The organism is Pectobacterium polaris (genome assembly GCF_002307355.1).
In the GTDB taxonomy this organism is placed as follows: Bacteria; Pseudomonadota; Gammaproteobacteria; order Enterobacterales; family Enterobacteriaceae; genus Pectobacterium; species Pectobacterium polare.
In genome coordinates this window covers 1325307-1349625 of the sequence record NZ_CP017481.1, presented here as the reverse complement: position 1 = coordinate 1349625, position 24319 = coordinate 1325307, and the positions used below count along the sequence as shown (strand labels likewise).

The following is a 24319-nucleotide window of genomic DNA, read 5'->3' as shown; positions in this document are numbered from 1 at the left end:
TGGACTTGTAGATGTAATTTTGCAGGATTCTTCTATCGTAAATTCACCGCCGCCGTGAAACAGGCAGCAACGCCTTATTCTTTTATTAGCATATTATAACAAACACCCGAAGCTGAATTGATTCAGGTCAGGCTAAATTGTGCATAAATTTTCATGGCGTATCACGTTTTTAACATAAAACGCTGAAAACAGGGTCGGTTATGCTGTCAGCCTGCCACGCTGATTTTCCGGCACGGCAGAAACCGGATCCTGATGGATAATAATATCGGCACCCGGAAACTGTTCACGCAATGCCTGCTCCAGCTCGTCTGCGATTTGATGCGCCTGAACCAGCGGCAGCGTGTCATCCATTTCCAGATGCAGTTGAATAAAGCGCGTTGGGCCAGAACGTCGGGTACGCAACGCATGTGCGCCGCGAATGCCCGGCCAGTTCACAATCACCTCAGCAATCGCGCGATGCTCGTCCTCCGGCAGTGCGCGATCCAACAGCGACTGCACAGCGTCATACCCCATGCGTAACGCGCTATATAAAATATAGCCGCCAATACCCAATGCAAACAGGGAGTCGGCGCGCGTAATGCCTTTCCAACTGAGCGCCAACGCCACCAGAATCGCGCCGTTCATCAACAGGTCGGACTGATAATGCAGCATGTCCGCACGTACCGCCTGACTGTGCGTGCGCTTCACCACCCAACGCTGGAACGATACCAGCAGCAGCGTAACCACCAGCGCAATGAGCGTCACCCACATGCCCACTTCCGGCGCGTGCAGCGTCTGCGGCTCCAGCGAGTGTTGCAGCCCCGTTAGGATCAGGAACAGCGCCGAGCCGGAGATAAACATGCTTTGCGCCAGCGCAGCCAGCGATTCCGCCTTACCGTGGCCGAAGGCGTGTTCCGTATCCGCCGGTTGCAACGAGTAGCGCACCACCAGCAGGTTCACCAGCGACGCGGCGATATCCACCAGCGAATCAACCAGCGATGCCAGCAGGCTCACTGAGCCAGTGTGCCACCAGGCAAACACCTTCATTATGAACAGCACCAGCGCCACGGCCGTTGCGCTCACGGCTGCCAGCGTCACCAGACGTGCATAGTGTGGATTCATCATGCCCTCACGTAAAACGGATGCCCTTACAGAAAACGGAGACCTTGACGGAAAAAAGGGTCGCTTGGGTCGTTACCCGTATTCAGTTCGCCAATGACGTTTTTAACACACGTGAATAGCGGACAAACGTAAAAATACAGCACACGGTTGCCAGTATCGCCATCGCCGCGCCAATGAAACCGATGTCGGGCAGGCCCAAATGGACAATCACCTGATTGCCAAGCAGCGCACCGCCACCGATCCCAATGTTATAAATTCCTGAGTAGAGCGCCATCGCCACGTCGGTGGCATCCGACGCCAGCGTCAACACCTTAACCTGCATCCCCAGGCTCAGCGCCATAATGGCGATCCCCCAGACGACACAGAGCGTCGACAGGCTCCAACCGCTGAATGACAAAGGCAGCAATAGCAGTAAACACACCGCCAGAAACGCGAACGAAACAATCAGAAAGCCCGCCGGGTATTTGCTGCTGTAGCGGCTGAACAGCATGCTGCCAATGATGCCGGCGCCGCCAAAAATCAGCAGCAAGATGGTGGTGAAGTTTTCACTCAACAGCGCCACTTTCTGAATAAAAGGCTCGATATAACTGTAGGCGGTAAAGTGCGCGGTTACGATCATCACAGTCAGGCCGTACACACACAGCAGCGCCGGACGTTTAAGCAGGAGAGGCAGGCTCTTCAACGAACCAGAATTGCTGCTCGGCAACACGGGCAGCAGTTTCATCAGACCCAGCATAATCCCCGCAGCGAGCAGGCCAATAATGACAAACGTCACACGCCAGCCCAGATACTGCCCGACCACACGCCCTAGCGGTAACCCCAGCACCAGCGCCAGCGCCGTGCCAGTCGCCAGCAAGCTTAACGCCTGCGCTTTTTTGTCCGCCGGTGCCAGACGCACCACCAGCGATGCCGTAATCGACCAGAATACCGCGTGAGCCAGCGCCACGCCGATACGAGCAATCACCAACACCCAATAGTTCCAGGCCAGACCGGACAACACATTGCTGACGGCGAACAGGATAAAGATTTTGATCAGCAGGCTGCGTCGCTCCATATCGCTGGACATCAGCATGCAGGGCAGCGACATCAGCCCGACCACCCAGGCATAGATCGTAATGATCAGCCCGACCTGCGCGGCGCTCATGGAAAAGCTGGCGGCAATGTCTGACAGGAGCGCAACGGGGGCAAATTCAGCGGTGTTAAAAATGAAGGCCGCCAGAGAAAGGCTGACGACGCGTAACCAGGCGGTCGAACGGGAAGAACGGGTCATGGTATTGATATCAAAAGTTAAAATAAAAGAATGCGCCCCCTGTCGTGGCAGAGGCTAACGCGATGAAGCAATGGTACAGGGAAAGTATGACATCGCCGTGTAATCGGCGAGCGGCCAAGGGTATTTCAGCGTGCTTTTATGAGGATGTCAGCCAAAAGCCTGAAGACAGGTAAGGGAACATTCATGAGCATCATTTTTGGTGCTCACATTCTACGCTTTACCACTCCCTTACGCTGTCTTTTTCGTGCCCTTCTTATTCCGCCTCTAACCTGCTCTCTGTCAGGAAAGGCGCTACGCAGATGACGCTTGGCGTAGCACAATCGGTAACCCGTTTTGAAAACGCTGAAGCCTGTCGCAAAGAAAGACGAGCCGCAGCAGGCTATCCACTTCCGGCTGGGGCTGCGCTAAATAGTGCGACAACGCGTTTTCAACGAGCGTTAAGCCCAGTTCATTGGCCGTTTTCATGCCGTGTTGCAACTGCTCTCTTTGCGTTGAGGTTAAATGTCGACGTCCGGTGCAAGCCTGCGCGTCCAGCACATCAAGAATTGGGCGACAAACCCGCTGTGCCAGCGTGGGCAAGGGACGCTGCACTGTTTTACGCTGCTTTCTCTCCGCAAACATCGTTTGAATATGGCTAATAAAACTGGGCACGGTTTTCTTGGTCTTGATGGTCTGAAAATCCAAACAAAACGCGGTCACCGCGCTGCCATCGCTCACCAGGAGAGAATAAGGATGGAGGTCAATGTCATTCCCACGGCGACGGGGCTGAACCAACACCGCCACAATCGTCCACTTTTGCTGAGTCGCCTGTTTGAGCCTGTCTATGCGCTGATGCTGCGTTTTTTCCCAGTTTAGGCTCAGATACAGCGCATTATCTGCGTCATCAAAGACCGGCCAGACCACGCGCTGCTCCACCTCATTCCAGACGACGGGTTCATAGCGCTGCACATGCAGTAGCAGAGGCTGGGGGTAATCCTGATTCTCTTGCTCAAAATAGTGAAACAGCAGCGACCAGTCGGCAATGCCACACGTCGATTTACACTGCGCATAGGCGGCAGCAGGCCACGGCGTGCCCTCAAGATTCGCGTAACTGTCGCCACCTGCGGCCAATTTCCCGTCGTCAGAAAAACGCGGGTGGTGCAGCGTAAAGGGAGCACGCATGATGTGCTCGCCCAGCTGTTTCCACATAGCCTGCCCCTGCCACACGCCCTGCTGGCTAAACGTCACATCATGGTAATCGGCGCGCGCTTGTGTGCAGTGCAGTAGTTGCTGATTTTCACTATCCCAAAACGAAAAGGTGGCACCACGCGCACCGCCTTCGGTGGCCCACCACTGCGCGCCCAAAGGTACAAGCGATAAGGCTTCAGGCTGTTGTTGATACTGCCGCCGCACCTGCCCGCGCAGGTGTAGCAAGCGCTCAGGCGTCGCCTGCTCAAGCTGGTATAAATAGGCCGACAGGCGGGCAATGAACAGCAGTACATCACGCTCTTCCAGACTGTAATGCCTGTCTGCTAATAGGCTGACCTGCCCGCTCACATTACGCAGATAGCCCGCCAGTCGTGGGAGCCCTTCCGCACGCGCGGACATATTCAGCAAATGAAGCTGTCGCGCACTGCTTTTACTGATATGCGACAGCCCCTGGTTCAGGATATCCTGAATAAACGTGTGAAGCGTAGCAATCAGCGCACGCTCATCGGCATGTAGCGCTCGCACCTGCGTCTCCTGAGCCAGACAATCCTCGGGCCACGGCCAGACGCGTTGGTTGGCTTCAAAGAGGCAGGCAATGGCAGCAAGATGCAAAGCCGGCTGTTTATCCCGTAAGAAATCCGACAACATGCCAGCAAATCCCGCCCCAGCCAGATAGATAACGGGGCTTTCCAGCGTCGGCAGGTGAAGTTTAAGCTGGTTGGGCAATGATTCCGTCCTCACCGATTCTTCCGCCCACATCTGAACAAATCGCGCGGCATGCCGCGTTTGCACTTTGCCGACCTGCTTCATTAACGCCTCAGAATCAAGCTGTAAGATCTCGGCAAGCACGTCTATCGGTGGTGCGGTGGTTTCCTCAGCAAGGGCCGTGGTCTGCTCCGCACCGCCTTCAGCATGGGCTTGTAACCACAACACCGCCGCCAAAATGTGCTTACAGCAGCCCGACGCTGGGCAGTCGCACCGCGCAGTTTGTATCCCCTGCGCATTCAGCACCACCTGCTGACCATCGCTGACAAAATGCCCTTCTTGCCCAGCGTCAGTCACTAATTTCACGTTGTCGCCAGCCAGATCTTTTTTAGCCCGGCGCAATAAACCGACATTCGCAAAAACGCCCAGCGCATCGTCATCATAATTCAGGTAGAGGGATTGCCAGCTCATCGCATCACCTCCGCCAGCCACTGCGCAAAATGCTCCGGCGTTAGCGCGGCAACGTGCATGCCACGATCGGCCAGTTTTTGCCCGATGGCGGTGTCGTATACCGGCTGTGCGGCATCATCAAGCGCGGCAAGCCCTAACAGCGTGATCTGCTGACTGTGCATGCGCTGCACGCAGCTGAGCAGGCGATTCAGCGCGCCGCCTTCTTCAAAATCGCTGATTAACGTCACGATGGTGCGTTTCGGGTTTTGTACTCGCTGTTCGCAGTACTGCATGGCTTTCGCAATATTTGTCCCGCCTCCTAGTTGCACCGTCATCAGCACCTCAACCGGATCGTGGGCAAGATGCGATAAATCAACCACCTGTGTATCAAATACAATCAATGAAACCCGTACCGCCGGCAACGCCGCCAGAATGCTGGCGCAGACCGCCGCGTACATCACCGAGCTGGACATCGAAGCACTTTGGTCGACGCACAAAATGACATCCCACGGCATATGCCGCTGCATGCGTGAATTAAAATGCGGTGTTTCAATGACCAGCCGGTTCTTATCACGATCAAAATGCTTAAGGTTGGCCGCAATCGTGGCACGCCAGTCAAAATTTTGACTGCTGGCGACAGGTGAACGTCGGAATCGATTCCGGCGACCGGTAAGCGCATTCGTAAACGTCGGCCTCAGCGTGCGTAATATCTCATCGACCACCTTGCGAATAATGTCGCGCACCGCTTCACGCGTTTGTTCATTCATCCGCCCACGCAAGCTCAATAACGCCTTAGCCAGCGCGGGCGTGGGTTCCATCGCTTGCAGAGCCTGCGGATCGTTGAATAAATGCGAGATTTCATAGCGTTCAATCGCTTGCGATTGCATTCGCTCAAACGTGCTGCTGGGGAACAATTTACGCGCCTGATTGAGCCAGTTAACCGCCGTCAGCTGAGACTGATCCAAAGAGCCATGCCGCCCTCCTTCCTGCTTAAGCCCACGACGCTGATATTCACGGCGATAGAGATAATCCAGAGTACGCTCAACTTTCAGGTCTTGTGCGTCAAACGTCGCGTTACCTAATGCCTCGTCGGCATAGTGGCCCAGAATCAATCGCCAGCGTTTGCCGTTTTTTTCTTTATCGTCAGACTGCGGATCTTGCGCACTCATCGGGCTGCACCCTTCTCTTTTTCATACCATGACAGTAAATCGTTTTCCGCCAGCTGCTGTTTCAGCTTTTGGTTTAACTGCATCGTTTGTAGCAGTTCCTGTTGCGTGAAATCCGTTTGCCAAAGGTGCATTTCCGGCTCAGAGAAACCGCACTGCTCGGCGATGTAGCTCGCTAACGTCGCATTCTGCTTCGGTGTGAGTTGGCTGAAGGCAAAACGCAAGTCGGGCAACACATGCAGAAAACGGTCATCATCCCACTGCAACATCAGCGCGTTTAACTTATCGACCAAACGCGGCGTTTTGATAATCAGCTCAGGGGCGGCACGCATTAATCCCACAAAATAGCGAACCGCCTGCTCGGAATCGCTACCCTGACTAAAGACGTTCGATAGATTGTCATCAAGCGTGCTCTCATCAATGTCATCACCGAGATAGCGCAGCGCATCAACCGCCCCTTTTAACAACGGCACGTCCTTTAATTCCGGGGCGATCTGCTGTAACTGGTGGTAAAAATCGCGACTGACGGTACTAGAGGGATCGAGCGTGGGAATAAATTCAATCAGCTCACGCAAGGCAAGCAATGCGGTGAAATGTTCTTCCTGCTGTGACTCATCGCCCGCAGCGATGGTCGGTAAACAAAACAGTGCCTGTGGAACCAGCTTAAACAGCAGCTGAGTTAACTCAGGCTGATTGCGTAAGCCAAGAAAATCACGCCCGCGCCAGAGATGAATCAGACTATGCCCGCATTCCACGAGCGAACTTAGCCGAAAATCGTTGTGTATATCGTCATGCAATAAGCGGAATAACCCAGCTAAACGCGACTGTAGGCCCAACAGTGCCGCCTGAATCAGCACCTGCACCGCATTCTTGCTCGACCGATTCTGCCCCTGTTCCTCTAACTGTTTTTCCAGATAGAGTAATTTATCGATGGCAATCGCTTCGAGCTGGCTTCCCTTCTCCGAGAGCGTAATCAGCCGCCCTTCTACTGACGGTGTCCACGCATAGTGCCACTCTTCAAATAGCAGATCGAGATTGTGGCCGCTCAAAAAATCAGGGCCATTGCTGCGCGTTGCAAAGCCCACCTCAAGGAAGCTGAGCAGGTGAAGAAAGCGGCTGCGGGCACGATGCTGCGGGTTGCGATAGATATCCAAACGGCTCAGTTTGACGAGCGTGTCATCAAGTTTAAAGCGATGGTATTTCGCTAATCGATAGGTTTCATCAACCAGCGGAGGCGTCGCGCTGCCTGCCGGAATCTGCCCTAACGCATGGCCGGAGAACGCCTTTTTGATCTCAAGCCACAGATCGCGTTGCGCATCATCGATACTGCCTTTGATAAAACTACTTTGTAGCCCATCCAGCAGATCATAACGACCAGGGCCTTCATGCCCGCGCAATGCCGCTAACCGTACACTCTGCTCGACGGCATTCTTTACCGTGATATAGCTGGGCGGATCGTCAAAAGATTTAGTGCGGAGCAGGCTGGCAACCTCAGACAAAAAACGCATCCCCATGTTATTGCGGTGCTCCTGAGTCGTGAGCGCCTGCCCTCTTTCCGTCAGCCGCTCGCCCCGCTGTGCCATGAGCATCTGCCAGCTTCGCTGATAGTACGCAGGCGCAGGCATGCCGGAGGCATAGCCATTGAGCGCATCTAATCTGTCAAAGCTATAGCGGATGAGCCACGCACTGTCGTTTTCCGCCTGCTTAAGCTGTTTTTGGTACTGCTTCTTCGCGGCATCCGTGAAGGCATTGAACGATTTCCCGTCGTGAGACAGCCCTTCGAGCAGCGCCAGCGAATGAAAACCGCCGGTGACGACCAGAATTTTCCCCGTTGGGTTTTCGGCACGAACCTGCATGATAGCCGCGAGCATATGCGCCTCACGCTGTGCAGAACCCTCAGCTTCCAAAACCTGAGGCTCATAATCCAGTCGCGCCAACGCGCACCAGACCAGCGTATCGCGGAAAAGCTGTTGCCAGTCGGTCAGCGCCTCAATCGAACGTAATTCAAATAAATGCTCCCACAAATCATCGTGATCGCGGCAATAGCATTTTTTTGCGAGTGCCGAGATGAACTGGCTGTGGGCGAGATAGCGTTCCTCTTGCAGGCTCTGGCTGGCATCATTCTGACGTTCCTCAATCGCGATTTGCTCAACCCACGGCAAATCAATAAAGCGCAGTGTCGCGTTGTGACGATGCCCCGCGTGCAGCGCAACCCATTCCGGTGAGTAGTCACAAAAAGGGAAAAAAGCGCTGCGCGTGGTCGCTTGCGGCGTTTCGCCCTCTTGCGGCTCGCGGGATTGAAAGTCAGCCTGTCCCATCACCGCGATAGGCGGTTTCGCATCAGAGTGAAGCAAATCTGGCAGCAGGTGATTAAAACTGACCGGAGCCTCAATCAAAATGTGATCGGGTTGGATATCGTCAATCAATGACAGCAGGCCATAGGCGCAGGCAGGGCTATGGTGGCGAACCGGCGCAAAATAGATCTGCTGCGACTGCAAAAAATCCCATGTTGCCAGCGCCTGTTCCATTCGTGCAGGCAATACGATGTTCGAAAGACTCACCAGCGCGTTTCCTCATGAAAAAGTGTCCGTGAAATCATCAACAACAATTGGCCACGGCCTTACTTCCAAAACTGTCGTGAGGCATCATAAAACGCTTTCCAGTCATCGCTGCTTTTTGCCCGCTCGCGCGCTACGTTATCAACGTAGTAGCGCATACGTTTGGCATCGTCAGGGTTATCTTTTAACACCACGCCGATAATCTGGCGTGCGATGGCGCCCGCATTCAGCGTGCTATCGCCCAGATAATGCGCCTCAAGCGCGGAGGCATAGGCAATGTTGACTGCCTCCGCGCTCGACATCACCGCATCTGGCGTTTTGATGGTGCCGCCATCACGCGTATTGCCCGAGCGCAGTTCCTGGAATGTGGTCACCAGCAGTTCAATGACGCTCGGCGGCACGGTGATCAGCGCGGCCAGATCGCCCAGTTCACGCGTAAGCTGTGTTTGAATAAGCTCAATCTCGAATTCAGGGTCTTGAATCGGCCTCACGGTTTCAAAGTTAAAGCGCCGTTTTAATGCCGCTGACATTTCATGTACGCCACGATCGCGCAGGTTCGCCGTGCCAATCAGGTTAAAACCGGGCTTAGCACTGATCCGCCCTTGCTCACCCATTTCAGGAATCATCAGCTGTTTTTCAGACATCAAAGAAACCAGAACATCTTGTATTTCCGGCGGGCAGCGGGTGATTTCCTCAAAACGGACAATCCTGCCCTGCATCATCCCCTGATAGAGCGGCGAACCGATCAGCGCGCGCTCGGTGGGGCCTTCGGCAAGCAGCAGCGCATAGTTCCATGAATACTTGATGTGGTCTTCCGTCGTTCCCGCCGTGCCTTGAATGGTCAGGCCGGAATCGCCCGATATTGCCGCCGCAAACAGCTCAGACAGCATCGATTTCGCGGTTCCGGGCTCGCCAACCAGCATCAATCCCTGTTTCCCCAGCAGCGTCACAATCGCCCGATCGACCAGCGCGTTATCGCCAAAAAATTTCGCGGAAATATCTAAGGCATCGTCACCCAGAATAAACTGGCGCACCGCACGGGGTGAACGCAGCCAGCCCTGCGGCTTCGGGTTATTTTCGTCCGCTTTGGTCAGGCGGGCTAATTCATCAGCAAAGCGGATTTCAGCATGTTGACGCAGCACATCGTTGGCTGCCGGTGAGTGTTTTTCCATGTTCGTGTCTCTGTTCGCCACAAAATAATGAACGAAGCCAGCACAAGGCGTGCTGGCTCCATAAGCGGATTACCAAGGCGTTTTGCTTTCCCAGTCGGCATCGTATCCCGAGCAGGCTTCAGCGACTTTCAGGTAATCGGCATAGCTTTCTGCCAGTAAAATGGGCGGGACATCTTGTAATGTCAGATTGTTGCGATCCCAATAATTTTGCTGATTTTTCTCAAAGCTCAAATCAAACAAGACCGCCGGAATATTTTCTTCTGGCACGTAGCTACCGCTAAACCCAATATTGACGTACAAATTCAAACTACTGAAATGCTTGTAATAATGGCCAAACGACCCGCCATCTTCCGCTGGCGCACGCTGGTATCCCATCTTGGTCAAGACGCCGCGCAGCGTGAACGTATCGCTCAACCACCCTTTCTTGTCCTCAATTTCAACCAGTTTACGATCGAGTTCAGGCAGCGTATTCACCATCTGCGAGAACAAAAACGTCACTTTATAATCCTTAAAGTGCGCGAGCCAGGCTTCACGCGTGTCGTTATCGACAATGGCGGCATGTGCAAGCTGAATCACCGAACCGTTCGATAATTCAACCTCATCGTCATCAAGATTGATTAAACAACCATCATCCGTTGGCCTGAAGGTATTGATCACCTGCTCATCTTTCACTTCTTGCCACACCAATCGCTCGATTAACGGACGCATCACAGGATGAGCCATGATGTAAGTCTGCCAGTCCTCACTCGACCATTGGCGCTGAGCACACATCGATTCATACAAACGTGCGGTTTGCAGGTCGATCACTTGTTTCAGCTCCTGTTTGCTCGATGAGAACAGCTTTTTCGCTTCTTTTATCTGCTCTTCGTTATCCGTTTTACGCGCCGCAGGCAGGGCTTTAATCTCTTTGCCTTCCGGATTCAGCAGCACCAACTTCTGTTTGTTGTCCATGCGTGCAGTAAAGATCCGCTCGCCGTATTCCAGCACCAGCGTGCCCGTTTCATCCAATCCCGCCGTCGGGATCGTGCGATCGGCCAGCTCATCGGCACTCCAGCCATTGCGATCGGCAATGCCTTTGACCAACTCACGCGCCTTTTCCTGAATCGCTGCGGTACGGTAGCGGCGTGAAAGGGAGAGCAACAATTGGATAATTAGCGGATCGTCGCTAATCGCCATCGCGCTGATCATCGCTTCGATCTGTGAACGACGCTGATAATGGTCACGCGTGTAATTGCGTAATGCGGAGACGGCAACATGGCCTTCGATATAGCTAATCAACGCCAGCATGCCTTTCTCGGTGATGGCAGAACCTAAATAGCGCCGTAAGACTTCATGCTTTATTTCTTCAGTCACCTGCTCTAACGTGTAATGCTCATATTGTTGGTAATAGTCAGGATAAAGCTCAAAATAACGTTGATAGCTTTTTAAACGTCCCGGCGCATCCTTATGCGCTTCCAGCATCGCTTCTTCCAGCGACGGATTTTTTACATCGTGCGTGATAAAGGCATGTAAAACAAAATGACCCAGCTTCTGCTGGCTCTCTTTGGCTAATAAGCCAACATAGCGCTGTAATAACGTATTACCCGCGGGCATTTTTAATTTCACCGCCAGGATGATCCACCATTTAATAATGTCGGCATCGACGGCCTTGCCGTTTTCCCATTTCAATGGCGGTATCGCGTTATAGTCAAACCAGCTCATGCTCGCAGGCGGGCTTGCTTTCAGTCCCTTCAATGCTTCGTCACGCAATACCTTTTCGGATAAATACGGTGAAATATCCTCACCAAACTGCTCTAACGCTGCCAACAGTGCTGCACGGACGGTTTCTCTTTTCTCTTTTTTTAGCAATGCATAAAGCGGCGCGATGCTGTCTTTATTTTTTATCCGCGCTAGCCATTCGACCGTGGTAATACGGATTTCTTGTTTCGCAGAGTGTAGGCTTTCCTGCACATTCACATGCACGTTCGGCAATTTTTCAAGCAACTTCTGCGCACTCACGCGGAACGTTTTATTCTCACCTAAGGCCAGTTCCATAATGCGGGGAATAAACTGCGCGGGGATAGCAGGGAATTTATCAAGCAACTCAAAGGCCTGACTCAATTCAAATCGGCGATAGCTATGGTCGCTCTTATTCGGCAATAGCCCTAACGCTTCGGCGATATAGTCTGGATTTTGAGAGAAAAAAGGCCATAGCTGTTCCGGTTTAGGAAATAGCCTCAACCCATGGTTATAAGACTCTAAACATAGCGAGGCGGTGATCCGTGCAGGTTCTGGGCATGCCAACGCCTGCAAAACACCTTCAATTTGTCGTAATTCCAATCCAGCGATAATATGAGTAGGCGTTTCATGTTCTATTCGAGCAGTGGCTAGACTGAAGTGTGCATACATGTTACCAAAAATAATTCTCATGGCATGATAAAACGTAAACTCAGGAAGACTGCTAATACGTTTTTTATATTGAATAATGCTAGTATCTTCACTAGATAATTGATTATTACCATTAGCATGATTAAGCTTATCAACCAAAGCACCGCAATGCTCAACACTCAATTTTTTTAAGTTAGCATAATTCTCTTGTGCCCATTTGTATTTGTGCGCACTTGATTTATTTTCCTCTATTTCTTTTTCTGCATTTATTCTTGCTTTTTCTACCATCTCGTTCAGGTTTTCGACAAGAATATCTTTTGCACTTTCAGGCAACGGTGTGTCAGCCAACAGCGTGAGTTCAGGTAATTCAGGGAGTGCAATATCCTGTGCTGTATCAACGACATCAAAACGCATAATGGCACTTTCGATATTTTTTATCACAGCCTTACTTTTTTCTAACTGTAACGCCTGCTCTAAAATATCTTTATTTTCGCCCTGACGTGCAAAGAGATCGGCAGCCTGAGATCGCTGTTTTGGCGTTCCGTTAAATAGGATATCACTCAGGTATTTTTTGACATCATTAGCGGGAAGCGTATTCAGCAGCGGTTCAGCTTCATTGCGCACCGTTTTTTTCTGATCCATTGCTAATTTAACAATGACATCTGAGAAAAAAACACGCAACGCTTCACGATCGGACAAGTATTTCAGGAACTGAATCAGGCCGGGTGCAGAAAGTTTGTCCATTAGTGTCGTGCGGACAAACTGTGCATGATTTTCGATATATGTCTGCAAATCAGGGAGTTCAAAGAAAATCTCTAACTCCGAGCTATAGTATTCACCTATTTCTTTCCGATCAAAAATAGCAAATAAAATATTCTCGCCTTTCTCATCATGCTGCTCACTGGCAACCAGTTCAGCGAGAAATTCCATACTCCAGCCAGCACGGTGTTTTAGTTTCAGCTTTTCATTGGATGTGCTTTTCAACGTAGTGGCCAGCGCATCACAGAGCAAATAAATCATCCAATTGGGCACTTCGTCAGTTATTATTGTTATATTTTTATTCTGACATGCCGCAGCTAATACTTTTGCAAAGCGTACCGTTTGCTCGTTTGTTAGCCCTTTACCTACCATGGAATAGAGTTTATAACGCGAATTCCTTGCCTGCCTGATTATTTTACTATACTCACTGGAATTAAAACTATTATTGTGAACATAGAACCAATTAACCGTACCCGGTTTGTCCAGCAGGACGATTGTTTTATCAGAATCTAACTGATTTAAGGTATAAAGAACCTCAGATTCGGTGCCCGTCATGACATAATGAAATATTTTCTTCGGCAACGTTTTATCAAGTTCGGCAAGCGGCAAGAGAGATTCTTGCAGCAACGTTTCCGTCGGCGTTACTTTCTTGTCGCCAAAAATCGGTAACAGATCGAATAATTTTTTTATCATGTCAGCACCTGGTTATGTATAGATAAACAGTACTTTTTTAACATGATTTGTGATTATTCTCAATTTCAAAACTCATCTTTTTTTACAAATTTTAATTTCGCTTATTGTGATTTTCATAGTGAATAAATCCAATTCATTTGGATCTTATCCAAAATTTTAGGTGAAAATAGAATTGATTGAAAATATCGCAATATTAATGAAAACATCAAGAGTTACGTGGTTATTTTCAGATAAAAAAAACCCGCCGAAGCGGGTCACAGAAATACAATCAAAGGATCATTTGTTCTGGGCGGCAGTGATAAATCTCAGACAATTTCTCTCGGGTTTTCTTCTGAGGTCGTGAGTCTTTCGCTTCCCATTGCGAAACCGCTGATTGCGTTGTCCCTAGCTTTTCAGCTACATCATATTGTGATAATCCGCGATGGATACGCCATGCCGCAAGCAAGCTAACATCATCACGGAACATAATTTCTACCACATCATTAGGCACGGTTTCGTTGTCATACGCATCGGCAACATAAGGAATATCCTCATAGCCTGAATTGCTATCAGACAGCAGCTTTTCATACTCGCTGATAGGTAGAACAACAAACTGAGGCTGGCCGTTCATATCATTGATAAATTGTGGCTTTGACATAATTTCATCCGGGTGTCAGTGAGTCGCGGTGTATGTCATCAGGAAACTGGCGGGTTACCCAACCTGATAATTAGTAAGTCGTTGAGGTTCTGCGTTTGACCGCCTGAACCTCACAGATAACCTTTACCATCAGTTTCCTTGATTTCTTAAAGTGCATATCCGCTTAGAATGAACAAACAATAAGACAATTAGCTAATCAAGACAATAAATATCTAATTAAAATCTAATTATTAAATGTATCTATATGCAGTCAAAGCGCGTTACCTACTTTAAAAAAACCAAAAAAAAGCCCTCCATCATGGAGGGCAAAAAGACAGGGATGGTGTCTATGGCAAGGAAAAACAGGGTGTGTACCTACTACACATTACTACTCGGACTGCACTACGCTTACTACAGACTACTTACTACACTAGCGCTACTACTCGGGATTATCTGTCTCGGTCTGGCTTGTCATACCTGGTGCCGGCGCGGCCATCTGGTTAAACATGGATATCTGTTGCTGCATCTCTTTCATGCGTTGCTTATGCTTCAGCTCTAATATCTCTTTCTGCGCTGGCGTCAGCAGGTTATACATTTGGTTGCGCACTCGGGTCATCTGAATCTGACGCTCAAGCTGCACACTCATCATTCGGGTTATCTGCGCTCGCACCGCCGCTTCATCAAACGTTTCTGCCGTCACCAACTGATGCATGGCTTTAACATCTTCGGCATTAAACGCCGGTTTGTCCTGACGACTCTGGTGCATCAAATCACGCATTTGCTGACGCTGTTGCTCCGTCAGCCTCACGCCATCGAACATACCTTGCTGGCCGGGTGCGCCTTTTGTGGAGGAATCATCGATATGCCAGCCGCTCGCCGGAGCGTCTCCACTTTCTGCTGCAAAGGCGGTAAAAGTGCCTAACATAAGCAGTGAAGCAAGAGATAAGGTTGCGAACCGTTGCATCAATAACTCTCCAGTGCGGTACGTCATTTTGTGAATCAATGAACAGGAGTCTACGCATCTTGCTGCAAACATGCGTCAGAGGATGTAAAACTACGTAAAGTCATGGAATAGCGCTAATCTATGTCGTATTTTGCCCTTGGAGGTAGAGAAAACATGAATAAAATTCTGCTGGTTGATGACGATAGAGAGCTAACCGCTTTACTGAAAGAATTGCTCGAAATGGAAGGTTTTAACGTCGTTGTCGCCTACGACGGCGAGCAGGCGTTACAGATATTAGATAACACCATTGACCTGTTATTACTGGATGTGATGATGCCGAAGAAAAACGGTATCGATACATTAAAAGAACTACGACAACAGCATCAAACACCGGTCATTATGCTGACCGCCCGCGGCAGTGAATTAGACCGCGTTCTTGGCTTGGAACTGGGTGCCGATGATTATCTGCCGAAGCCCTTTAACGACCGGGAACTGGTGGCGCGAATTCGCGCGATTCTCCGCCGTTCGAACTGGACCGATCAACAGCAGGCGGGTGATAACAGCGCCCCGACGCTGGAAGTTGATGGCCTGCGTCTGAACCCCGGACGGCAGGAAGCTAGCTTCGACGATATCGTGCTGGATCTGACGGGCACCGAATTCACGCTGCTCTATCTGCTGGCACAGCGGCTGGGACAGGTGGTTTCACGCGAACATTTAAGTCAGGAAGTGCTGGGGAAACGGCTGACACCGTTTGACCGCGCGATCGATATGCATATCTCGAACCTGCGACGTAAATTACCAGAACGCAAGGACGGTCTGCCTTGGTTTAAAACGCTGCGTGGACGAGGCTATCTGATGGTATCGGCTGCATGATCAATAGTTTGACCGCTCGTATTTTTGCCATTTTTTGGTTAACGCTGGCGCTGGTACTCATGCTGGTTCTGATGGTGCCCAAGCTGGACTCGCGCCAGCTTACCGCCTTGCTGGAAAACGAGCAGCGGCAGGGCATCATGCTGGAACAGCACATTGAAGCGGACCTCGCCAACACGCCAGCCAACGATCTGCGCTGGTGGTTACGGCTGTTCTGGGTATTGGAGAAGTGGGCTCCGCCGGGACAGCGCCTTTTTCTGGTCACCAGTGAAGGCCGGATCTTCGGCGTAGAGAAGCATGAAACCCCGATTGTGCGTAATTTTATCGGGCTGTCGGATAACGCCGATCATCCGCAAAAGAAAAATTACGGCCGCATTGAGCTTCTTGGCCCCTTTGCGATCCGCGATGGTGATGACAACTACCAGCTTTACCTGATTCGTCCTGCCAGCAGCCCGCAGTCCGATTTCATTAGTCTGCTGTTTGACCGTCCTTTGCTGCTGCTAATCTTCACCATGCTGATCAGTTCACCGCTGCTGCTCTGGCTTGCCTGGAGTCTGGCGAAACCCGCACGTAAGCTCAAACACGCGGCCGACGAAGTCGCCAAAGGCAATTTACGTCAGCATCCTGAGCTGGAATCTGGCCCGCAGGAGTTTCAGGCGACGGGCGTCAGCTTTAATCAGATGGTCAGCGCGCTGGAGCGGATGGTGACCGCACAGCAACGCCTGCTGTCGGATATCTCTCATGAGCTGCGTACGCCGCTGACACGCTTGCAACTGGCGACAGCGCTGCTGCGTCGGCGTCAGGGTGAAGGCAATGAACTGAACCGCATCGCGACAGAAACCCAGCGGCTCGACAGCATGATTAACGATCTGCTGGTGCTCTCACGCAATCAGCACAAGAACGAACTGACCCGTGAGTTCCTACGTGCCGATGAACTGTGGGGCAATGTGCTAGACGATGCCGCCTTTGAAGCCGAGCAGATGGGGAAAACGCTGGAAGTGCCCTATCCTCCGGGACCGTGGACACTCTTTGGCAACCCGGCCTCGCTCGACAGTGCGCTGGAAAATATCGTGCGCAACGCGCTGCGTTATTCTCACAACCACATCGAAGTGGCCTTCTCGGTGGATAATCAGGGCATCACCATCAAAGTGGATGACGATGGCCCCGGTGTAAGTCCGGAAGATCGCGAACAGATTTTCCGTCCCTTCTACCGTACGGATGAAGCGCGTGACCGCGAATCTGGCGGCAGCGGTTTAGGGCTCGCCATCGTGGAAACTGCCATTACGCAGCACAAAGGCTGGGTAAAAGCGGAAGACAGTCCACTAGGCGGATTGCGTCTGATCATCTGGCTGCCGCTGCACCAACGGTAAATCAGGCTGGCACTTTCCCCACCACCGACGTTTCCTTCTATAACACGCTATCAGGTGCCCGACATGGGCACCTGTCACTTTCTGTTTATCTTCTCAAGGTTATACTGGATTGAGTTTTTTAGGCGATTGCGTAGAGTGATCGCCACTCATGCCGAAAACAGGCAAGACCCGTGTTGAATGAAGGATACAAACCATGAAAGGAGTAACGCTGCTGGCTGGCGTACTGACCGCGTTAATGAGCAGTCAGGCATTCAGTTCCAGCGATGGAGTGTGCGGCTTTTCCGACTCGGAATGTGGCATGTCCGCCCTGCCCTATTTGCAGCCGGGCAACGACACACGTGCTAACCTGATGCTGCTGCAAAGCCGTCTCCACAGCATGTCGCTTCCGTTACCCCATCCTTTACCCGATCAAACACGTTCACGCATCGACCCTTTTACGGCCTACCGGGTTATGGGGATTGCCGCCACGGAAGGGGTTCCGACTCCTGACTCAGGAGAGGATGTCACGGCAGATGCGCCTTACCTTTCAACGCTGAATAAAGCGAAGCAGCTTAACCTTCCTTTAGCCGTTCAGGGCACGATCTCCACGTTTTCGCCTGACGATAACGAAGGACGCCATATTTCCAATGAGCTTTCCACGCTGGAAGCATTTTTCGACGTCCTGCTGGCTGACACACAGCTCACCAATGAACAGCGCACGCTGCTGGCACATCAGCGGGTGAATCTCCTCAACCCGCAGTATACCAAAGAGGCGCTAAACGAAGGTCTTGCAAGTCTGCCGGACGAAGGACATGCCGGTGCGCTCACTCAATATCTGTTCGCGGCGCTGGCGTTTTATCAGGGCCACTTCGATGAGGCGGAAAGCGACTTTCAGGCGTTAACGTCTTCACCGCAGCCGTGGGTCGCGGAAACGTCGCGCTATATGTTGATTCGCGTAGCGATCAATAAAGCGATGGAAAATGCTCTCGATGAATACAACATGTTTGATGCCAGCAAAGCCGATAAAGCGGCTGCACAGCTGGCTATTCAGCATATTGGCGACTATCTGAAACAATATCCAGATGGGCAATACATCGAGTCCGCTAACGGGCTGTACCGCCGCGCTTACTGGATTATGGACGATGTGAATGCCTTAGCGACAACGTACCAACACGAGCTGGACAACACCGCTGACGTCGAAGCACTCCTTGAATTGAGCGACGAGATCGACAATAAGCTACTGGAAAATCGGCAGTTCACCAGCGCGCCGGGCAGCCCGCCATTGACGATGGTGCAAGATCTCAAGCGCTTGCGTTCAGATGACGGCTGGCTGGCATTACCCGCCTTATCCGCTGACGAGCTGGCCGCGCAGAAGCCGCTGTTTGCGCAAGACAACATGCAGGATGCGTTCAGCTACCTTCAGGCCGCGCAGCTGTTTTATGGCCAAAAAGATTACGCCGCCGTGGTTAACAGCGTTCCCGCGACACAGGCGAACGATCTGACCGATACCGTACGTTTCAGCCTGCAAGTCTTACGCGGTCGGGCGCTGGTGCGTCTGGAGCGCTGGGATGAGGCGGAAGCGCATTGGCGTCAGCTGTTAACGCGCAATATGGGGTACACGCAAAATCAGTTCCTGCAACTGGCGCTGGCGGAAACGCTGGTCAAGGCCGGTCATCCAGAGCGGATCTTTGCCGCCGACAGCCCAGTGAAAAACCTGCGTTTCCGTTCCGCCGTGCTGAAAATTAGCGCCAACGCCGATCTGTTGCGTCAGCAAACGGGCCCGCAGCAAACCCATGAAGAACGTGCTATCGCACTGCATACGCTGTTAACCAAGTCGCTGACCCACGGTGATTACGCCAGCTATCTCAAAGATGTTCAGTTGAGGAAAGACATTGCGCCGCTGGTCAGCAGCGAAAATCAAAGCTGGAATCAGGAAGATTTAACAGCATTTGACTGGGATGGCAGCGACACCGAAGAAGACTATCAGTGTCCAGCGCTGAATGACGTGGTCACGACGCTGAATCAACGCCCTAATGACGCCCGTTCGATTAACTGCCTCGGCGAGTTTTTCCTGCGCACCAACAACAGCGTGGGCTTCGACTGGGGAGAAGGCAGCATGTTGAGCGGACTCACCAACGTGCCAACGCAGTTCGTCGGCACCGAATATAACCGTTTGGATGGGTATATGCGGGTGATTGCCGACCCGAAAGCGCCGCCGGAAGACAAAACCTATGCCCTGTATCGCGCGGTTAACTGCTATGCGCCAAGCGGCTATAACGACTGTGGTCCGCAGGACATCAGCAAGGCAACCCGCAAAGCCTGGTTTACCCAACTGAAGACCAAGTACAAAGGCAGCGTGTGGGCAGACAAGCTCGATTATTACTGGTAACGCCGTTAATCGTGCTGGCCGGCCTGCTTTCATTCTGTACGCAGGCCGCTTCCGTTAACGTTGCACCTTCAACCGCCAACGCGGCGCATCCCATCGTCGACGCGACGCGCTATCAGGACTTCTGGCTATGGGCGGCGGTGCGGCCCCAGCCCATCCTGCATCAGGCACAGACGCTGTACCTGCATCAGGGTGAAGTGGCGCGCCGACAAGGTAAAGTCGTATTCCTGCGTCAGGGGATCCCACCCAGCCAGGTGCGCGTTAACCGCGTCTGGCTGGCCTTCCGCATGACCACGCTGGAGCTTTCCGATCGCCATCTGAATCGGATAGTAAAGTTACGGGAAAAATGGCAGCGTCAGGGGAATCAAGTTGCTGGAATTCAGATCGATTTTGACGCGAAAAGCTATCAGTTGGCAGGCTATGTCGCGTTTCTGGCGCAATTACGCGAGCGTTTACCCGAAGATTGTCAGCTCAGTATTACGGGGCTGCTCGATTGGTCGAAAACCGGTGATGTTGCGGCGTTGAACCGCTTACAGGGCAAGCTGGATGAAGTGGTGGTGCAGACTTATCAGGGGCGCAGTACCATTACCAACTACGCCGAGTACCTGCCCGCGCTGATGAAGCTGACCCTGCCTTTCCGGGTCGGGCTGGTACAACACGGTAAGTGGGAACCGCAGTGGCAGCAGCGCCTTGCCACTTCACCGTATTATCGCGGGGAAGTGGTGTTTCTAGTGAATCCGCCACTGAAAAAATCCGCCAACGGCAGGCTGTAGCAAGCAACAGCTACAGGCAACCGCCGAAACCATTTTGCCGCCAGGCTTCATAGCTGATGATCGCCACCGCATTCGACAGATTCAGGCTGCGGTTATTAGACTGCATGGGAATGCGGATACGGAAATCTGACTCAAAGCCGTTGCGAATCTCGTCTGGCAGACCGGACGTTTCCGATCCAAACAGCAGTACATCATCGGGCTGATAGGTCGGCTGATCGTAGGGACGACTGCCTTTGGTGGTACACGCGAAGATACGTTTTCCGGGAACCGCAGCCAGAAAATCCTGATAGTTTTTATGACGGCTGACGTTCGCTAGATCGTGATAATCCAGCCCCGCGCGGCGCAGCTTTTTCTCTTCAAAATCAAACCCTAGCGGTTCAATCAAATGAAGCGTACAGCCGTTGTTGGCCGCCAGTCGGATAATATTGCCGGTGTTCGGTGCAATTTGAGGCTCATAGAGCGCGATATGGAACATGAGATAGCGTCAACCACGAAGAAAAATTACGCCGCAGTATAACGCATTCCCACAGGGCAACCCAAAACCTGTGCACAGGATTGCGGATTACTCTGCACGACGTTTTCATCCACAGCGATTACACTTAAGTGAATACATCAGGATAATGTGCTGATGAAAACACGATGCGGGCATACAGCCTGTGTGGAGGTTTAATGAAACACCTTAAGGCATTATTGGCCTGTGCTGTGCTGCTCGGCCTGCCGCTTCTGGCAAGCGCCAACACGCCGCAAGCGCCCACGCCCCAGCAGCAGTTTGAGAACGGCATCAGCAGCCAGAAACAGTTGCAGCAAAATATGCAGCAGAACCAAAAATTGCAGCAACAGCAGTTGAATCAGCAGCTCCAGCAGCGTAATCAGCAATTGCAGCAACAACGCCAGCAGCAGCTACAGCAGGATCTACAGCGTTCACAGAGAACCACACCGCCGCCACCGATTAAGCAGAATCCCTGAGGCTACTGCGGCCTTATAGCCGCACACCCATCAGCGTTAAAATCAACGGCGTGGTTAATGCCGCCATCGCCGTTGATAACAGCAGACTTGATGCCACCGGGCCGCCCAAGACATCAAACTGGCGCGACATCAGATAGACGTTGACGCCCACCGCCATCGACCCCAGCAGCACGACCGCTCGCGTTTCCATTTCCGGCAGGCCGAGCGCGATAGCAATTCCCCAGATCACCAGCGGCTGTACCAACAGTTTGATCACGCAAATCGCCGTGCTGATCTGCCAGCCGTCACGCACGCGGTATTCCGCCAGCCCCATTCCCAGTGCCACCAGCGACAGCGGCGCGGCAATCTGCCCCAGCATGGCAAGCGGCTGATCGACATACGACGGCAGCGGCAGGCCCGTCAGGCTGAATAAGGTCCCGGACAGAATGCCGATAATCAGCGGATTCCTCAGCACGCCCAGCGCGGTTTTAGTAAAGCCCTGTAGCGACAGCGCCCCGTTACGCGCCCATTCCACCGATACCGTCACCAGCGTCCACAGAATCAGCCCGTTGAATACCACCACCAGCGCGACCGACGGAATCGCCTCTTCGCCCAGCATCAGCGTGGCAATCGGTAGCCCCAGCATCACGTTGTTGGAAAAGATGCCGCTCAGCGCAAACAGCGAACCGGAGACGCCATCAAGATGAAAGATTTTGCGCGCCACGATTCGGCCCAGAACAAACACCAGCAGGCAGCCGCCGAAAAAGGCAATCAGCAGCCGAGCATCCACCACCGGACGTTTGGAAAAATCCGACATCAGGCGGAACAGCATGGCGGGCATAGCGACGGAGAAGACAAAGCGCGTCATGCCGTCGGTCACAGTCGTCGGCCATTTACCGTAGCGAATCAGGCTATAGCCGAGCGCGATAAGAACAAAGAGGGGTAACGACAGAAAAATCTGGTGCCAAAGCGAAACAATAAATGCGGGCATGACGCCACTTCCTTATTACCGGCACCAAGTCAGAAAGGGGATCCGTTATTACGGAGATATACCCTAAATAATTCGAGTTGCGTGAAGGCGGCAACTGCGGGAATCCCCAGGAGCTTACTCAGGTAAGTGACTGGGGCGAGCAAAGGCAGCCAACGCACAAGCAGCTTGAAGTATGACGGGTATAAGGCAAACCTCAGCCGGTCGCGAAGTTAGCCCCAATTAAATCTATCCGGTCAGTACAGATACAGTCAACGCCCCAATCCAGCAAAGTTTGCGCGCGATCAGGTTGGTTGACGGTATAAACCAGAATGCGCAAACCCGCCGCTTTCAGCGCCGCGACGCGTTCTGCCGTCAGCAGTTTGTGATTCAGATGGATGGACACACACCCCAGACGCTGCGTTAATGCCAGCCAGTCCTCTTCCCACTCATCCAGCAGCAGCCCGCGCGGCAGTTCCGGCGCCGCCTGCTGCGCCGATTCCAGGGCTTCGATAGAGAACGATGACAGCAGCGGTGCTGCCGGATGTTCGGCCCACAGCTGACGCGCTGCCAGCGCAATCACCCGTCCGGTTTCTGTTTCATATCCGGTGGTGGGTTTAATTTCGATGTTGGCCGCCATGCCGTACTGCACGCAGCGTTTTGCCACTTCCGATAGCAGAGGCAGGCGTTCGCCGACAAATTTATGGCCGTACCAGCCGCCGACATCCAGCCCGACCAGCTTGTCCCACGGCAGTTCTCCTGCAATGCCCCAGCCGTTGCTGGTGCGTTCAAGCGTATCGTCGTGTAAGAGGAAAATCTGGCCGTCCTGCGACAGCTTGGCGTCAAATTCGATCATCTTGTGACCGAGGCTGGCACCGACATCAATCGCCGCCAGCGTGTTTTCCGGTGCCAGTGAACCGCCGCCGCGATGGGCGACAATGCTCGGGTAAGGCCAGATTGTTTCCATTATTCCATCCGTAATCCGCTTTGCGAATCAAACAGGTGCCATGATGACGTCGGTAAGTGTAGCCAGAGCGTTGAACCGATCGCGGGGCAGTGCTCATAAGAGAGACGCGCGATCACATTCTGCCCGCCCCACTTGCCGTGCGCTAAATTGTCCGCGCCCAGCAGTTCGAGTGTTGAAATCTGCAACGGGATACCGCCAGTTTCACTCGTCGCCAGCTGAATATGCTCTGGTCGAACCCCCAGCGTCAATGCTTTACCGCGCCATTGCGGCTTCGGTTCAGGCAGCGCCAGCGCGATGTCGCCATCGATTTCAAAGCGGCAGCCGTCATCGCTAATGCGACCTGACCACAGGTTCATGGCCGGTGAGCCAATAAAGCTGGCTACAAACAGCGATGCCGGGCGGCGATAAATATCAGCCGGTGCACCGATTTGCTCAGCGATCCCTTTGTTCATGACGATGACGCGCTGCGCCAGCGTCATAGCTTCAACCTGATCGTGCGTGACGTACAGGCTGGTGGTTTTCAGGCGTTGGTGCAACTGTTGTAATTCGAGCCGCATCTGTACGCGCAGTTTGGCATCCAGATTCGACAACGGTTCGTCAAACAGGAATACCGCCGGTTCACGCACAATCGCCCGCCCCATCGCTACGCGCTGACGTTGGCCGCCCGATAGCTCACGCGGTTTGCGTTGCAACAGCGGCATCAGTTCCAGAATTCGCGCTGCATCTTCCACGCGCTCACGGATCTGCGCCTTACCGAAGCCACGGATTTTCAGACCGTAAGCCATGTTGTCGAACACGTTCATGTGGGGATAAAGCGCATAGTTCTGGAACACCATCGCAATACCGCGATCTTTCGGTTCCAGATTGGTAACTCGCTCGTTATCAATATAGATATCACCGCTGGTGGTGCGTTCGAGGCCTGCCACCATACGCAGCAGCGTCGATTTACCACAGCCTGAAGGCCCGACCATCACGACGAACTCACCGTCAGCGACGTCCAGATCGATAGGTTGGATAATCTGTGTTTTGCCATCGTAAGACTTGGTGACGGCCTGAAGTTTTAAACATGCCATA

Annotated in this window: 18 protein-coding genes; 5 read left to right on the top strand and 13 right to left on the bottom strand. The window is 52.5% G+C overall.

What is annotated here, in order from left to right; all coding sequences use genetic code 11:
• Positions 1-198: 198 nt before the first annotated feature.
• The 9 genes from fieF to cpxP all read right to left on the bottom strand — a co-directional run bounded on the left by fieF (position 199) and on the right by cpxP (position 15009).
• Positions 199-1101, bottom strand: coding sequence for a CDF family cation-efflux transporter FieF (gene fieF, locus BJJ97_RS06075; RefSeq protein WP_095700936.1), 903 nt, complete (start codon positions 1099-1101; stop codon positions 199-201).
• Positions 1102-1183: 82 nt separating this feature from the next.
• Positions 1184-2371 (bottom strand): sugar transporter, encoded by a 1188-nt coding sequence (locus BJJ97_RS06070; RefSeq protein WP_039514095.1) that lies wholly within the window; start codon positions 2369-2371, stop codon positions 1184-1186.
• Positions 2372-2662: 291 nt separating this feature from the next.
• The gene (locus tag BJJ97_RS06065) at positions 2663-4735 is read right to left on the bottom strand and encodes an SWIM zinc finger family protein (protein WP_095993382.1); all 2073 of its coding nucleotides are present in this window, start codon (positions 4733-4735) and stop codon (positions 2663-2665) included.
• A complete protein-coding gene (locus BJJ97_RS06060; protein WP_039486783.1) occupies positions 4732-5883 on the bottom strand; it encodes a VWA domain-containing protein in 1152 nt (383 codons plus the stop codon). The genes BJJ97_RS06065 and BJJ97_RS06060 overlap by 4 nt, the downstream gene beginning before the upstream one ends.
• Positions 5880-8441: a DUF5682 family protein gene (locus BJJ97_RS06055; RefSeq protein ID WP_095993381.1), complete on the bottom strand. Its 2562-nt coding sequence runs from the start codon at positions 8439-8441 to the stop codon at positions 5880-5882. The genes BJJ97_RS06060 and BJJ97_RS06055 overlap by 4 nt, the downstream gene beginning before the upstream one ends.
• Positions 8442-8500: 59 nt before the next feature.
• Complete coding sequence (locus tag BJJ97_RS06050; protein WP_095993380.1) at positions 8501-9610, bottom strand: AAA family ATPase; 1110 nt, start codon at positions 9608-9610, stop codon at positions 8501-8503.
• Positions 9611-9679: 69 nt separating this feature from the next.
• The gene (locus BJJ97_RS06045) at positions 9680-13429 is read right to left on the bottom strand and encodes a DUF4132 domain-containing protein (protein ID WP_095993379.1); all 3750 of its coding nucleotides are present in this window, start codon (positions 13427-13429) and stop codon (positions 9680-9682) included.
• A gap of 268 nt (positions 13430-13697) precedes the next feature.
• Positions 13698-14066, bottom strand: coding sequence for a helix-turn-helix domain-containing protein (locus BJJ97_RS06040; protein ID WP_095993378.1), 369 nt, complete (start codon positions 14064-14066; stop codon positions 13698-13700).
• Positions 14067-14484: 418 nt separating this feature from the next.
• Positions 14485-15009, bottom strand: a complete 525-nt coding sequence (cpxP, locus tag BJJ97_RS06035) for a cell-envelope stress modulator CpxP (protein WP_095993377.1) — start codon at positions 15007-15009, stop codon at positions 14485-14487.
• 153 nt (positions 15010-15162) lie between these two features.
• Here cpxP and cpxR point away from each other — a divergent pair, with 153 nt between their 5' ends.
• The 4 genes from cpxR to BJJ97_RS06015 all read left to right on the top strand — a co-directional run bounded on the left by cpxR (position 15163) and on the right by BJJ97_RS06015 (position 20366).
• The gene (gene cpxR, locus BJJ97_RS06030; RefSeq protein ID WP_010308725.1) at positions 15163-15861 is read left to right on the top strand and encodes an envelope stress response regulator transcription factor CpxR; all 699 of its coding nucleotides are present in this window, start codon (positions 15163-15165) and stop codon (positions 15859-15861) included.
• Entirely contained in the window at positions 15858-17228 is a 1371-nt protein-coding gene (cpxA, locus tag BJJ97_RS06025; protein WP_039363412.1) for an envelope stress sensor histidine kinase CpxA, read from the top strand. Before cpxR ends, cpxA begins: the two co-directional genes overlap by 4 nt.
• Positions 17229-17421: 193 nt before the next feature.
• Positions 17422-19596: a PgaA family protein gene (locus BJJ97_RS06020; protein ID WP_095993376.1), complete on the top strand. Its 2175-nt coding sequence runs from the start codon at positions 17422-17424 to the stop codon at positions 19594-19596.
• Positions 19566-20366: a DUF3142 domain-containing protein gene (locus BJJ97_RS06015; protein ID WP_095993375.1), complete on the top strand. Its 801-nt coding sequence runs from the start codon at positions 19566-19568 to the stop codon at positions 20364-20366. The genes BJJ97_RS06020 and BJJ97_RS06015 overlap by 31 nt, the downstream gene beginning before the upstream one ends.
• A 10-nt stretch (positions 20367-20376) precedes the next feature.
• On the opposite strand, the gene BJJ97_RS06010 is transcribed toward BJJ97_RS06015, so the two are convergent.
• Complete coding sequence (locus BJJ97_RS06010; protein ID WP_010308737.1) at positions 20377-20841, bottom strand: tRNA (cytidine(34)-2'-O)-methyltransferase; 465 nt, start codon at positions 20839-20841, stop codon at positions 20377-20379.
• A gap of 194 nt (positions 20842-21035) precedes the next feature.
• On the opposite strand from BJJ97_RS06010, the gene BJJ97_RS06005 reads away from it, so the two are divergent.
• Positions 21036-21332, top strand: a complete 297-nt coding sequence (locus tag BJJ97_RS06005) for a hypothetical protein (RefSeq protein ID WP_095993374.1) — start codon at positions 21036-21038, stop codon at positions 21330-21332.
• A gap of 13 nt (positions 21333-21345) precedes the next feature.
• Here the strand turns inward: BJJ97_RS06005 and BJJ97_RS06000 are convergent, their stop codons facing one another.
• From BJJ97_RS06000 to BJJ97_RS05990, 3 genes are all read right to left on the bottom strand, one after another.
• Entirely contained in the window at positions 21346-22302 is a 957-nt protein-coding gene (locus BJJ97_RS06000) for an AEC family transporter (RefSeq protein WP_095993373.1), read from the bottom strand.
• A 193-nt stretch (positions 22303-22495) separates the two neighbouring features.
• Positions 22496-23245, bottom strand: a complete 750-nt coding sequence (ugpQ, locus tag BJJ97_RS05995; RefSeq protein ID WP_095993372.1) for a glycerophosphodiester phosphodiesterase — start codon at positions 23243-23245, stop codon at positions 22496-22498.
• Positions 23245-24318 (bottom strand): sn-glycerol-3-phosphate import ATP-binding protein UgpC, encoded by a 1074-nt coding sequence (locus tag BJJ97_RS05990; RefSeq protein WP_095993371.1) that lies wholly within the window; start codon positions 24316-24318, stop codon positions 23245-23247. Before BJJ97_RS05990 ends, ugpQ begins: the two co-directional genes overlap by 1 nt.
• Position 24319 lies beyond the last annotated feature (1 nt).

Bases quoted from the DNA above. Each gene is read 5' to 3' on its own strand.
- BJJ97_RS06005 (WP_095993374.1), top strand. From the start codon at position 21,036: ATGAAACACCTTAAGGCATTATTGGCCTGTGCTGTGCTGCTCGGCCTG.
- BJJ97_RS06065 (WP_095993382.1), bottom strand. From the start codon at position 4,735: ATGAGCTGGCAATCCCTCTACCTGAATTATGATGACGATGCGCTGGGC.
- BJJ97_RS06060 (WP_039486783.1), bottom strand. From the start codon at position 5,883: ATGAGTGCGCAAGATCCGCAGTCTGACGATAAAGAAAAAAACGGCAAA.
- BJJ97_RS06050 (WP_095993380.1), bottom strand. From the start codon at position 9,610: ATGGAAAAACACTCACCGGCAGCCAACGATGTGCTGCGTCAACATGCT.
- BJJ97_RS05990 (WP_095993371.1), bottom strand. From the start codon at position 24,318: ATGGCATGTTTAAAACTTCAGGCCGTCACCAAGTCTTACGATGGCAAA.
- ugpQ (WP_095993372.1), bottom strand. From the start codon at position 23,245: ATGGAAACAATCTGGCCTTACCCGAGCATTGTCGCCCATCGCGGCGGC.
- cpxR (WP_010308725.1), top strand. From the start codon at position 15,163: ATGAATAAAATTCTGCTGGTTGATGACGATAGAGAGCTAACCGCTTTA.
- BJJ97_RS06070 (WP_039514095.1), bottom strand. From the start codon at position 2,371: ATGACCCGTTCTTCCCGTTCGACCGCCTGGTTACGCGTCGTCAGCCTT.
- BJJ97_RS06040 (WP_095993378.1), bottom strand. From the start codon at position 14,066: ATGTCAAAGCCACAATTTATCAATGATATGAACGGCCAGCCTCAGTTT.
- fieF (WP_095700936.1), bottom strand. From the start codon at position 1,101: ATGAATCCACACTATGCACGTCTGGTGACGCTGGCAGCCGTGAGCGCA.
- BJJ97_RS06000 (WP_095993373.1), bottom strand. From the start codon at position 22,302: ATGCCCGCATTTATTGTTTCGCTTTGGCACCAGATTTTTCTGTCGTTA.
- cpxP (WP_095993377.1), bottom strand. From the start codon at position 15,009: ATGCAACGGTTCGCAACCTTATCTCTTGCTTCACTGCTTATGTTAGGC.
- BJJ97_RS06045 (WP_095993379.1), bottom strand. From the start codon at position 13,429: ATGATAAAAAAATTATTCGATCTGTTACCGATTTTTGGCGACAAGAAA.
- BJJ97_RS06010 (WP_010308737.1), bottom strand. From the start codon at position 20,841: ATGTTCCATATCGCGCTCTATGAGCCTCAAATTGCACCGAACACCGGC.
- BJJ97_RS06020 (WP_095993376.1), top strand. From the start codon at position 17,422: ATGAAAGGAGTAACGCTGCTGGCTGGCGTACTGACCGCGTTAATGAGC.
- cpxA (WP_039363412.1), top strand. From the start codon at position 15,858: ATGATCAATAGTTTGACCGCTCGTATTTTTGCCATTTTTTGGTTAACG.